6 protein-coding genes and 2 pseudogenes are annotated in these 12645 nt (G+C 65.5%); 4 read left to right on the top strand and 4 right to left on the bottom strand.

Annotated elements, in window-relative coordinates:
- Nucleotides 1–174 precede the first annotated feature (174 nt).
- Both fdxA and dapC read left to right on the top strand, forming a co-directional pair.
- Nucleotides 175–501, top strand: a complete 327-nt coding sequence (fdxA, locus tag F0Q45_RS07745; RefSeq protein WP_149653385.1) for a ferredoxin — start codon at nucleotides 175–177, stop codon at nucleotides 499–501.
- Nucleotides 502–530: 29 nt separating this feature from the next.
- Nucleotides 531–1616: a succinyldiaminopimelate transaminase gene (gene dapC, locus F0Q45_RS07740; protein ID WP_149653384.1), complete on the top strand. Its 1086-nt coding sequence runs from the start codon at nucleotides 531–533 to the stop codon at nucleotides 1614–1616.
- A gap of 7 nt (nucleotides 1617–1623) precedes the next feature.
- Here the strand turns inward: dapC and F0Q45_RS07735 are convergent, their stop codons facing one another.
- A complete protein-coding gene (locus F0Q45_RS07735; RefSeq protein WP_149653383.1) occupies nucleotides 1624–4443 on the bottom strand; it encodes a DEAD/DEAH box helicase family protein in 2820 nt (939 codons plus the stop codon).
- A gap of 44 nt (nucleotides 4444–4487) precedes the next feature.
- On the opposite strand from F0Q45_RS07735, the gene F0Q45_RS07730 reads away from it, so the two are divergent.
- Entirely contained in the window at nucleotides 4488–6860 is a 2373-nt protein-coding gene (locus tag F0Q45_RS07730) for an APC family permease (protein ID WP_149653382.1), read from the top strand.
- A gap of 18 nt (nucleotides 6861–6878) precedes the next feature.
- On the opposite strand, the gene F0Q45_RS30130 is transcribed toward F0Q45_RS07730, so the two are convergent.
- Nucleotides 6879–7502, bottom strand: a complete 624-nt coding sequence (locus tag F0Q45_RS30130; protein WP_149653381.1) for a PPE family protein, SVP subgroup — start codon at nucleotides 7500–7502, stop codon at nucleotides 6879–6881.
- Between the two features lie 746 nt (nucleotides 7503–8248).
- Between F0Q45_RS30130 and F0Q45_RS07720 the strand changes: the two genes are divergently transcribed.
- The gene (locus tag F0Q45_RS07720; protein ID WP_149653380.1) at nucleotides 8249–9694 is read left to right on the top strand and encodes an MFS transporter; all 1446 of its coding nucleotides are present in this window, start codon (nucleotides 8249–8251) and stop codon (nucleotides 9692–9694) included.
- A gap of 360 nt (nucleotides 9695–10054) precedes the next feature.
- Here F0Q45_RS07720 and F0Q45_RS07715 read toward each other — a convergent pair.
- A pseudogene (locus F0Q45_RS07715) lies at nucleotides 10055–11005 on the bottom strand (IS701 family transposase); the annotation flags it as partial.
- 111 nt (nucleotides 11006–11116) lie between these two features.
- A pseudogene (locus tag F0Q45_RS07710) lies at nucleotides 11117–12488 on the bottom strand (HNH endonuclease signature motif containing protein).
- Nucleotides 12489–12645 lie beyond the last annotated feature (157 nt).

The raw sequence follows: 12645 nt of genomic DNA, 5'->3' as shown, positions 1-12645 counted from the left end.
GCGACACCGGCTTGCCAGATACCGACCGACGCGCCGGTTGATATGTGCGACGTCTAGTATCAGTAACCGAACGCTTAGCCTATAAGCGGCCTCGGAGCGGCCAGGAGGCCCCGCGACGAGGCGAACAGCAGCCCACACTGAGAAGTACCTGAAGTACACGTTGAGGAGACGTCCGTGACATACGTGATCGCCCAACCTTGCGTCGACATCAAGGACAAGGCATGCATTGAGGAATGCCCGGTCGACTGCATCTACGAGGGCGCCCGGATGCTGTACATCCACCCCGACGAGTGCGTCGACTGCGGCGCCTGCGAACCGGTGTGCCCGGTCGAGGCGATCTACTACGAAGACGACGTGCCGGACCAGTGGAGCCATTACACGCAGCTCAATGCCGATTTCTTCGACGAGCTCGGATCCCCGGGCGGGGCAGCCAAAGTGGGGATGACCGAGAACGACCCGCAGGTGGTCAAGGACCTGCCGCCGCAGGGCGAAGAAGACTGAGCGGCCACCAGAATCCTCCACACCGGCCTGTGTCGGCGTACCTGCCGGAGTTTCCGTGGGACACGTTGGCCGATGCCAAAAAGCGCGCCGCGGCTCACCCGGACGGCATCGTCGACCTGTCCGTCGGTACTCCGGTGGACCCGGTCGCGCCGCTGATCCAAGAGGCGCTGACGTCTGCAGCTGCGGCGCCGGGCTATCCCGCCACCGCCGGTACCCCGCTGCTGCGTCAGTCCGCGGTGGCCGCCTTGGCTCGGCGCTACGGCATCACCGGACTGGCCGACTCGGCGGTCTTGCCGGTAATAGGTAGCAAAGAATTTATCGCCTGGCTGCCAACGCTGCTAGGGCTGGGTGCCGCGGATGTGGTCGTGGTCCCCGAGTTGGCGTATCCGACCTACGACGTCGGTGTTCGGCTCGCCGGAGCTCAAGTGCTGCGAGCCGATTCACTGACGCAGGTGGGCCCGCAAGCCCCCGCACTGCTCTATCTGAACTCGCCCAGCAACCCTACTGGACGAGTACTGGGCGTGGACCATTTGCGCAAGGTAGTGGGGTGGGCCCGCCAACGTGGTGTCGTGGTGGCTTCCGACGAGTGCTACCTGGGTCTGGCCTGGGACGCGCAGCCGCTATCAGTGCTGCATCCCGCGGTCTGCGACGGCGATCACACCGGGTTGCTGGCAGTGCATTCGCTGTCGAAGACCTCATCGCTGGCCGGTTACCGGGCCGGCTTCGTGGCAGGTGACGGTGCACTGGTCGCCGAATTGCTCGCGGTGCGCAAACATGCCGGGATGATGGTGCCGACACCTGTGCAGGCCGCCATGGTAGCTGCCCTGGACGACGATGACCACGAGAAGCAGCAGCGGGAACGGTACGCACAGCGGCGCGCGGCGCTGCTGCCGGCACTGCGTTCGACGGGGTTTGTTGTCGACTATTCGGAGGCCGGCCTGTATTTCTGGGCAACGCGCGGCGAGGGCTGCCACGATACGGTCAGATGGTTAGCTGAGCGCGGCATTTTGGTGGCCCCGGGTGCCTTCTACGGTCCGGGTGGCGGGCAACATGTGCGGGTGGCGCTGACCGCGACCGACGAACGCATCGCCGCCGCGGTCGCGCGGCTGCGCTGAGGCGGCCTCAGCGCCAGGTGGTGCGAAGCTGAGTGGTGACCGAGAGCGGGTTGTCGCCGCGGAATAGGTCGAGGATGGCTTGGCCCTCGGGCGAGTCGGCCCGCAGATGTCGCGGTGGCCCGATGTGCTCCTGCCACGAATCCAGCAGACAACGCAGGCGGTCCCGGCGCCGGGCAAACCAGTGCGGCACCGAGTGCCAGGCCACGGCACCCGGCAGCGGCAGCCCGACGACTGCGCGGGCCGCATACAGGCCACGGGTGAATCGTCCAGGTGGCGGTGTCAGGATCATGCGTCCGATCAGATAGCGCGGCTCGGTCAGCGGAGCGAGTAGCTCGTCGAGCGCGACGGTGAACCGTCCTGACTGCTCGGTGGGCACACCGCCGAGTTCGCAGCGGATCCAACCGTCGGGATCGGTGGTGATGCGGAGTGCCTCAGCTCCTCGTTCAGCGCCGCCGGCGGCGTTCAGCGCGTCCGCGACGGCGGCGGCCAGCTGCTCGAACGCATTCGGTGCGTGGGCCAGGCGGCGGCTCTCGGCTCCGGCGGCGGCTGTCAGCAGACCAGCGCCGGCCGCGGTGACGGCCCCGGCCAATGTGGCGGCGGCGAGCGGGCCTGCCGTGGAAAAGGCCAGCGTCGTGCCGGTGCCGGCACCCACGACGGACAGCGCGGCCAACGCAGCCCGGGCCGCCCGAAGCGGACTGCGCCGCCCGGGCACGGGTGGCGCCAATGCCGACGCAGGCATGCCGGGTGCGGCGACTCCGGGGCAGCGCTGGGATCGGATGCGGATGGTTGCGACGTCCACTCCTTGGTAGGGCTCACCAACGCGCCACCACGCCCGTGCTTGGTCGCGTTCGGCGACGCGCTGCAGGGCCCGGGCGGTGATAGCGCCCGTATCGGCCACCGGGGCGCCGTAGGGCGATAGTGCGGGGTCGCAGTGCGTCACGCCGGATTCGACGAGGCCCTGTGGGCCGGCGGCGAAGTACGCATCGTGTTTTCGCACCAGCCGGAGGTAGTCGGCATCGCCGCGCGGGTGCGCTGGGGTAAGACAGCACACCGACCAGTTGTCGGCTAATTTGTGGGTGTCGGAGGGATCGTTGCGCAGTGCGCGGCCGCGCATCTGGGTGACTGCTCCCGGGGTCGTTGCGCTGGTCAGGTCGACGGTGACGTTGACTGCGGCGCAATCCCAGCCTTCACCCAGTAGCGCCCGGGTGCCGACCAGCACCCGGGCCCGTCCGGCCGCGAAGTAGGCCGTCGCCAGTGTGACCCAGGTCCGGGAGGTGAAATTGCTGTTGCCGCGCACGATCCGCAGTCCGGGCTGTGCCTCGAACGGCTCAGTGGTCACGGCCGTGCCGTGGGCGGCGCAGAAGGTGAGCAGGTCATCGTGGATCGCTGCTGGACAGGCGAAGGTTTGCCCGGTCACCAGCAGGGGATGCAGCGGCGTGCTGCGTCGGTTGTCGGACGCGGCCAGCATGGCGGTGACCAGCTGTGCCGAACCGGACTGGTCGTCGACGGGTCCTCCGCGCAGCGAAGTGGGAAGGGTGCCTGCCATTGACTCGAAGTCGCACAGCACCAGAGCCCGCAGCCGCGTCCCCAACACGGCGTCCTCGGTGTCGAGGATGTGTGCTGTCGCTGCGACCTTTGACTCCGACAGCGCACACACTCGGTCCACCGGCGAGGTTGCGATTCGAACGCCGTGATTGGTCAGCCGGTAGCCCAATCCGGGCAGCACTCGCTTGATCGCGGTCAGCGCCTGCGCATCGCGCTCGTCCTCACTGTGTTGCAGATGCCCGACGGCGAAGTCGGTCAACACGTTGACCCAATCGTGGGCGTCGGGCGCGATCCGGTGTTGCTCGCGCAGGCGGGCTCCGTCGGGTAGCGGGATGAGGCCGTCATGGGCGAAGCGCAGGCCGCTGCAGGCAAGGTCGGGTTCGGCGCGTTCGAACGTCGACCAGGCGATCTGATTGCCGTCGCGCGTCGATCGATCCACGATCCGGGTCCGTAGCCATGCGGCCAACGACATGCTGCCGACCTGTTGGTCGATGAGCGCCAGCATGAGATCGGCGAAGCGCGTGCGGTCGGTTGCAATCCAGGCCAGCTCGCCTGGAGTTGGTTGGGTCAGATACACCAACTCCTGATAGGGCGCGAGGTCGCCCTCTTTGACCAGGGCAGGGGTCGGGACCACGAAGTCCGCCGTGCCGAACAGCTCGTCATGCAGGGTCCGCTGCCACTCGGTCAGCGCTGTTGCGGGGGTAGCGGTCAGGCCGATCAGCGCCGTCTGCGGTCCCAGGACCGACACTAGCGCTCCGACCAGCGCGCCCCACGTCGCCAGCAGGTGATGGCACTCGTCGAGGACGAGCGTCCACGGCCCCAACGTCGCTGCCCGCTCGATCAACGCCCTGCCGTTAGGGTGCAGCAACCCCAACAGGGCTTGCTGGTCGCGGTTCCGCAGCGCGGCCCGCCGCCGTGTCGAATCCGTTTCGTCGTCGATGACCGCAAGAGATTGATAGGTCAGCACGTTCATCGCCGACGCCAGGGCGCGCTCCGTCCCACATCGGGACGCTGACGGGTGCTGCGACGGGAACCTGATATCCCACGCCGCAGCCCACTGCGCCTGGACAGCGGTGTTAGGTACCAGTACCAATGTTCGTCGCCCCAACCGGCGCGCCGCTTCCAACGCGATTATGGTCTTTCCGGCACCCGGCGGCAGCACCAGATACCACCGGTTGTCGCCGGCGGCGGCGCCGACGTCGAACGCATTCAACGCTTGCTTTTGGTACGCCCGCCAGCTGCCGACGAAGCCCCGCGACTGCAGGTCGGGGCAAGGCTCCACGACTAGTCACCCTAGCCAACCAGCGTCTTGGCAGAATGCACCGAATGACCTCCTCGGCTGATAATTCGGCTGCCAAGCCCATTGTCCCCTCGTCGCTCGGCGACATACTGAAGCGCGTCTTTCTGGGAAGACCCCTCATCACCGAGAATCTGGCGTCCGAGCGACTCTCGAATCCTGTTGCACTGGGCGCACTTTCGCCGGATGCCATCTCATCGACGGCCTATGGCCCAGAGCAAATTCTGATCGAGCTGCTGCCTCATGCCGGGCTGGCGGCGTTCGCCTTGTTGCTTCCGATCACCGGTGTCATTCTGCTGATCCTGGTGCTGGTGGCGGCGTCCTATCGGCAGGTCGTGATCGCCTACACGCGGGCCGGCGGCTCCTACATCGTCGCGCGGGACAATTTCGGGCCGCGCGTCGCGCAGGTCGCCGCGGCGGCGCTGCTCATCGATTACGTGGTCACCGTCGCCGTGCAGTCCGCGGCGGGGACGGTCGCGGTGGTGTCCGCGGTGCCGGTGTTGGGTCCCTACAGCCTGGAGATCACCGTTGGTGTGGTAATTGCTATTTGCTATGCGAACCTGCGAGGGATGCGGGAAGCGGGGCTACCCTTCGCGGCGGCCACCTACTTCTTCGTCGTCATGATCGTGCTGACAATCGTGACCGGCATTGTCCGCCAGTTATTCGGGCAGTTAACGATATATGACCCGCAACAGTTGTCCGGCACCGTGCCTGTGCATCAGGGCAACGGGTTGGTCATGGGCGCGACGATCCTGGTGGTGCTGCGTGCGTTCGCCAACGGCGGTTCGTCGCTGACAGGGGTGGAGGCGATCTCCAATACCGTCGAAGTTTTTCGAAAGCCACAGGGCCGCAATGCGCGCCGAGTACTCACCGTGATGGCCTGCATTCTGGGTTTCTTGCTGGCTGGTGTCGCCTACTTGGCCTACGCCACCCACGCCACGCCTTACCTCACCGAATATCCGTCGGTGCTTTCGCAAATCGGTCGCGCGGTGTTCGGTACCGGCGTGCTCGGACACGTGTTCTTTGTGTTGGTGCAGGCATCGACTGCGGCAATCCTGTTCACCGGCGCCAACACCAGTTTCAACGGTTTCCCCGCATTGGCCAATTTCGTCGCCGAGGACCGATTCCTGCCCCGGCAGCTGACCAAACGCGGTTACCGCCTGGTGTTCTCGAACGGCATTATCACTCTTACGGCCTTGTCGGTGGCGTTGTTGGTGATCACGGGTGGTTCAGTCAACGCGCTGGTGCCGTTCTATGCAATCGGCGTGTTCACCGGGTTCGCGATGGCCGGTTACGGGATGACCAAACACCATCTGACGCAACGCGAGCCCGGATGGCGGTACCGGCTGGCGATCAACCTGTCCGCAGGCATCTTGTCGACGGTGGTGGTGGGCATCTTTGCGGTGGCCAAGTTCACCGAAGGTGCCTGGCTGGTGGTCGTTGTCTTCCCGGTGCTGGTTTTCGGCCTGATGCGGTTCAACCGCGAATATCGCTCTGAGGCAGCAATTCTTGAGATGTTCCGCACCGACCGCCCCGAAGTGGTGAAGTATGCGCGGCACCGGGTATATGTCTTCGTCAATTCGGTCGACCTCGCATTATTCGAAGCGTTACGGTACGGGAAGGGGCTACGCGCAGACGAGTTAATCGCGGTGCATTTTATGGTCGATGCTGCCCACGCCGCGCAGCTGCGCAAGCGCTGGGATGATTTCCAGATTGACACGCCGTTGCGCGTGGTGGACTGCCCGGATCGGCGGATCAACCGTGATGCGCAGCTGCTGGTGGTCAGATCGCGTGATGAGCACCCTGATACCAATGTGACGGTGCTGCTGCCACGACGCACGTTCGCGCCGCTGCTGGGGCGGCTGCTGCACGATCGCACGGCGGACAAGATCGCCCGGGCAGTCAGCCTGATCCCGGATGCAGCGGCGACGATCGTGCCGTACGACGTCGAATCCCGGCTCAAGGAGGCATATCCGAACCGCTTCGAGCAACGGGTCTCTCGCGTACTGGACAGGCTCGAAGCGTGGGTCTCAGAAGATGATGGTCAGACCGTCGACATCGATGACCCCGAACGCCCGCTGTCAGTGATTACGGTGGCGGGACTGATACCGGGGCAGCGGGCGACCATCGAGGGGCGAGTCAGTCACGTCGAGGACGTCGCCAAACGGCAGAGCATCTACCGATCGGTGCTGGTCGACGACCAGAGCGGAGCTATTCGGCTGGCGTTTCGCAACGGGCGTGGCGGCGCCGACATCGAGCCGGGTCAGTTGCTGCGAATCACCGGAAAGGCCCGGCAGAGCGGCCGGCGACCGATGTCGATGGTGGATCCGGTTTACCACGTGCTGGAGGAAGCATCACAAACCCGCGATGCCCAAGGCGCCAGGTCCGGAGAAGCCGGTTGATCCAGCTGCCGGCCCCAGCTATCCCCCGCATGCCGGTCGCGGCATCGTGAAGCGGCGACGTCCGTTGCGTAATACCGGCACCCCGGTGCATCGCGCTGTCCTGCCAGTCATCGGTCCCGTACCCGGCAAGCTGTGTGCCATACCATGCGGTGAGTCGGCGGCGCCCGCCGGAACAAGTCGACGACCGGTTCGCGGGGGCTGCGGCGGGCCATCGGCAGGACCGGTCCCCCCGGTTGCCGCGCCCCAGCTTTGCGGCACGGACAGTTTCCCGACCGCCGCTGCCCGGGCCGTGCAAAGCAGTACCGGACCGCCGTGTGTGGTCGGTCGAACAACCGGAATTTTCTTGGCGCCACCCTGAAGGTCTGAGCTGTAAAGTCCGGTCGCGAAAGTTCCCGCCGAGGTGATCGCACGACTTATGGCCGCAGCGAAGTTCGCCGGACCGGTGAGCGCATTGAAGTCACCGAAGGCGGTGAGCAGCACGATGGGCCACAACGCCGACCAAGAACCCGACTGCCCTGCCGCTGAGATGGTATGTGGCTGCGCGGACACGGCCGGCCCCAACTGGCCGGTCGTGGTCGGCGGAGGCTCGCTGAACTGGTCCAGGTGAGTCGCGGCCGACGAGGATGCGGCGTAGGTGTGCATCGCTGCCGCAACTGGAGATGGCCGATGCACAGGAGGTTTCCAGCTAGCGTGACATCTGGTTCCGGCTCTTTGTGCTACCGGTTGAATAGGCTGCGACTAGCCGAGCTTCGGATGTCCGGAACATGCTGCGCTGCAAGCGTTGTGGCGTGAATAGTTGTTCCAGCGAGTTCGCCCCACCCGATGCATTTTGGCCGCAGCATACTATCCAGACCACGCCGCTACGTTAGCGCCATGGCAAGGTGGGTCGGTTGCTTCGGGCGCCGAGCCCGACCGGTGCGGCTGCGTGCGGTTGGCTGGACATACTGATCACGTGAGCTGGAAATCTGCTGTGCATCGCCGATGTCGAGTTGTCGGATGACCGGCATTAAGTTTCACTATCGAGAGGTGAGCGAGGCTACTGTCACGCTTCGGTGGCCGCCGAGCTGCTTTGACTGCGTGTCACGATCGACGCCCAGCAGTCCTGCAGCTTCGTCATGACGAAGCTATTCACTCGGTAAGCCGCATCCGACGCGGAGGAAGAGAAGTGGCCGTGCGATCCTCGCCGGACTCTCCGGTCGATGGCCGGGGAGGGGGCGGACTGCATCACCGTGCTCTCCGCCCGGTGTACCCGTACGAATCCTGGTCTAGGGCTAGCGTTCGGTTCGGCTGCAACTGTGGCCCCGTCGAATCAGAGAGAATGTAAGGGCAGGCCGACCAGTTACCGCCGCTTGGGGTACGCCGACTTCGTCCAGGAAAGGTAGCGCCGCATGGCCCGAAAGCATCGCATCGCGGATTGGGATCCGGACGACGCCACGGCGTGGAATGCTGGCAACAAGCTGGTCGCCCGTCGCAATCTGATCTGGTCGAATGTCGCCGGGCATATCGCCTTCTCGATTTGGTACCTGTGGTCGGTGATGGTGCTATTCATGCCGCAGGCCGTCTACGGTTTTTCAACCAGCGACAAGCTGCTGCTGGGCGCCACCGCGACGTTCGTCGGGGCAGTCGTGCGCATCCCATACGCAATGGCCACTACCAAGTTCGGTGGCCGGCGCTGGGCGGTGTTCTCGTCACTGGTGCTGTTGATGCCCACCGTCGGGGCCATGGTGTTGCTGGCTCATCCCGGCCTGCCACTGTGGCCGTATCTGGTGTGCGCCGGGCTGACCGGATTGGGCGGCGGCAGTTACGTCGCAGCACTGGCTCATGTCGAAGGTTTCTACCCGCAGCGGCGTAAAGGCTTCGCGCTCGGATTTACTGGCGGATTTACCAACCTGGGGTCGGCAACCATCCAGGCGGTCGGACTCGTCGTGCTGGCCACCGCCGGTCACCAGGCGCCCTATTTGGTCTGTGCAGTCTATGTCGTATTGCTGGCCGTAGCGGCCGTTGGCGTGGCGCTGTTCATGGACGACTTGGCTCATGTCATCGAGGTGGGTCACGTGCGGTCAGTTCTTGCCGTGCCCGACTCGTGGGCGATCGCATTTCTGTACCTGTGCTGCTCTGGTTCTTTCCTTGGTTTCGCGTTCGCATTCGGCCAGGTGCTGCAGCACAATTTCGTGGCCGCGGGGCAAAGCCACGCGCTGGCGTCGCTGCACGCCGCCGAGATCGCCTTTAGTGGGCCGTTATTGGGATCGCTGGCGCGCATCGTTGGCGGCAAATGGGGCGACCGATTCGGTGGCGGCCCTGTCACCCTGGGCGCGTTGGCTGCCATGATCGTGGCCGGTGGATTCCTCGTCGGCGTCAGCACCCACGACGACCTCACCCACGGCCCCGGTGGCGCGCCCACGGCCTACACGATGATCGGCTACATCGCCGGTTTCACCGCGCTGTTCATCTTCTGCGGCGTGGGAAAGGGTTCGGTATTCAAGCTGATACCGTCTATTTTTCAGGCACGCAGTCGCGCGCTGAACGTCAGCGATGCCGACCGACGCGATTGGGAGCGCGTGATGTCCGGAGCGCTCATCGGGTTCGCTGGGACGGTTGGTGCGCTGGGTGCGATGGCGGTCAACTTGGTCTTACGCCAGTCCTACTTGAGCACCGGCACCGAGACATCGGCCTTCTGGGCGTTCCTGCTGTGCTACATCGGTGCCACGATCCTGACCTGGCTGCGCTACGTCCGGCCGCAAGCTTCGGATCTGCCGATATCTAGCTCGCGGCAGCGAAATGTGGAGGAGCCGGGCGGTGCGGAGACAGCCGCGATCGCAGCAACTTTCGCGTGACACCGAGGAATTTCTTCCTTAAGTAGTTGTCCACAGTATCAATTCGACTGCGCGGAGCCGGGATCGACGGTTGCGACTTCGATTTCGCCGTCGAGTTCGCTTCCAGCCAGCGAGAAGGCTTCAAGCGCACCGTCATCAAGCGCTTATGCCACCGCCTCGATCGCCCCGCCCCGCCATGTCGCGGAGTTCGCCGATTGTGCCGATTGCCGGATGCTAGGCGTCGCCGCGGTTGAGGATATCAGCGGCTGATCGGCGGTGATATGTCCGGTTCGTGTTGGTCGACGAGTCAAACGGTATGGTTCGTCCCCCGTGCTGAGGGCTCAGTGCCCGGGCCGCTAGTACTGCAGCCGTAGATCGAGATCATTGGTGTTCGCGTTGTCGGTAGTGGGATTGTCGGGCTCGGTATTGGTGTCGTCTTCGCCATCGTGGCCAGGCCAGCAGGCTTGTCAGGGTGCGGTGGGTGACGAGCAGCAGTGCGTCGAAGAGGCGCCGAAACTCGTTGACGGTCAAGGCGATCAGACCTGGCGGTGTGGGTGCGGTATCGCGTTCGATCGCGGTGGCGACGGCCAGGAAGGCATGGGCGAGCATGGCCAGGGTGGTCCAACGATGCCAGGACCTCCAGCGCCGCACCTGGTGCTGATCCAGTCCGACCAGTCCTTTGGCGGGTTGGAACGATTCCTCAATGCGCCAGCGCTGACCAGCGACAGTGACCAGGGGGCGCAACGGCACCGGGCGCGGGCTGTAGCAACGCAGGTAGGCATGCTCGCCGGTCGCATCGTTGCGGCGGATCAGCAAATGATGGCTGTCGGTGTCGTCTTCGGACAGCAACCGAAACCACGCCCAGGAGTACAGCCGTGGCCCGTGCGCGCCGGCGCCGGCGGAGTGTGTCTGCCAGGCATGTGCCGGGATCAGCGCGGGCAGCGCATCGACGCGGATCGGGCCGGCATGGGTGGGCATGCGCCGGTTGGCCGCAACCGCCATCACGTAGCCCAGCCCGTGGCCTCGAATGGCGGCGCGCAGTCGTGGGTCGGCTCCATAGACTTCGTCGCCGGCCACCCACCCCGCGGGTACTCGGGCGGCCACAGCGCGGTCGATCAGTGTTACCGCCAACGTTGGTTTGGTCGCGAAACCCCGCTTGTCGGCAGGGATTCCGGCGTCGGCGCAGCGGTCATGGTCGTAGGCCCAGCTGCGCGGAAGGTACAGAGCCCGGTCGATCAGCGCGTGCCCACGCGGGGCCGCAGACGTCAGATACACCGCCACCTGGGAGTTCTCGACACGGCCCGCGGTACCGCTGTACTGGCGCTGCACCCCGCTGACCAGCATGTCTCACCGCGCAGCGATGGTGCCAGCATGGGCGTCGAAGAGGCGTGTTTGTCCGGGAACTGTTGCCCGCCTAGCGAATACGCCGGTGCGGTGGTCATGTCAACCGGGTTCGTCGTATCCGTCGGATAGGAATCGTTCCGGGTGGTGGTAGGGGTTGGTTCGGGGTTGTCCGCGATCCAAGTGGGCTGGCGGTAGCCATTCGGTGTCGCCGCGGGCGTTTTTGCGGGTGGTCCAGCCTTTCTCGACAAGTCGGTTGTCGACCCCGCAGGCCCCCAAAAGGCGGAGTGAGATCGTTGATGTCGGTGCGGTGTGTGGTGGCCCAGCTTGTTACGTGGTGGACTTGGCTGTGGTAGGCCGGTGCGTCACAGCCCGGCTTGGTGCATCCCCGATCCTTGGCGTAGAGCATGATGCGCTGCGCTGGGGAGGCCAGCCGCTTGGCGTGATACAACGCCAGGGGTTTGGCGTCATCAAACAATGCCAGGTAGTGGTGAGCGTGCGAGGCCAACCGAATCACGTCTGTGATCGGCAGCACCGAGCCGCCGCCGGTGCGGCCTTTGCCGGCGGCGGCTTCTAGCTCCTTGAGTGTGGTGGTGACCACGATCGAGGCGGGTAGGCCGTTATGTTGGCCCAGCTTCCCCGACGCGAGCAGGGCCCGCAGGCCGGCCAGCAAGCCGTCATGGTTGCGTTGGGCTTGGCTGCGAGTGTCGCGTTTGGCCGCGTCCGCATCGGGGGTGGCGTCGATGACCGGGGTTTGGTCGTCGGGGTTGCAGGCGCCGGGGGCGGCCAGTTTGGCCAGCACGGGCTCGACGGTGGCACGCGCCTCGGGGGTCAGATAGCCGCTTAGCCGCGACATGCCGTCGTAGTCCTGCTTGCCGAGGGTGAGTCCGCGTTTGCGGGCCCGCTGCTGGTCGCCGAGGTCCCCGTCGGGGTGTAGCCAGTCCATGATCTGCTGGGCGTAGCTGGCCACCTCGTCGGGGCGATACTGGCGGGCCTTGTCGGCCAGGTCGGCCTCGGCGGCGTGGCGGGTAGCTAGGTCCACCTCGGCGGGCAGGTGGGAAAAGAAGGCGCGGATGATCTTGATGTGCCCGTCGCCGATCAGGCCGTCGCGTTGGGCGGTGGCGGTGGCGGTCAGCTGCGGTGTCAGCGGCTCACCGGACAGTGCGCGTCGCGGGCCCAGATCAGCGGCCTCGGCGATGCGCCGGCTGGCCTCGGCCTTGGTGATGCGCAACCGGTCGGCCAGCACCGTGCGCAACGTGCCGCCCAGGGTGTCGTCGCTGGCTTGGGCGCCGCACTGATTGAGCAACGCGTGTTGGGGGGCCCGCAGCCGGCGTGCCGCGCGTTCTAGGCGCTCGAGGGCCCGCAGTTGTTCGGGGATGGTGAGCACGTCAAAGGCCAACGCGCACAACCGGTCCAGGTCGGCATCCAGCGCAGCGAAGACCTCGACGATCTCCTCGCGACTGCTCGAACCCATGGCTGGAATTCTACGAAGGGCCACCGACAAGAATCCGCGCGCTGTGACCACTGAAGCCACAGTGACACAAGGGATTACAGCGACCTAGTACTGCAGCCGTAGATAGGGGTTGCTGATGTTGGCGTGTCTGCGCTGGTCAGGGCGGTGACCGCGGCAT

The organism is Mycobacterium simiae, from assembly GCF_008370645.1.
GTDB lineage: Bacteria > Actinomycetota > Actinomycetes > Mycobacteriales > Mycobacteriaceae > Mycobacterium > Mycobacterium simiae_A.
Note: the sequence above shows the minus strand (reverse complement) of the source record. Positions and strands in the feature narration are given on the sequence as shown.

What these genes read in the sequence shown, in the direction of transcription:
- F0Q45_RS07730 (WP_149653382.1), top strand. Translation starts at nt 4,488, where the DNA reads ATGACCTCCTCGGCTGATAATTCGGCTGCCAAGCCCATTGTCCCCTCG.
- F0Q45_RS30130 (WP_149653381.1), bottom strand. Translation starts at nt 7,502, where the DNA reads ATGCACACCTACGCCGCATCCTCGTCGGCCGCGACTCACCTGGACCAG.
- F0Q45_RS07720 (WP_149653380.1), top strand. Translation starts at nt 8,249, where the DNA reads ATGGCCCGAAAGCATCGCATCGCGGATTGGGATCCGGACGACGCCACG.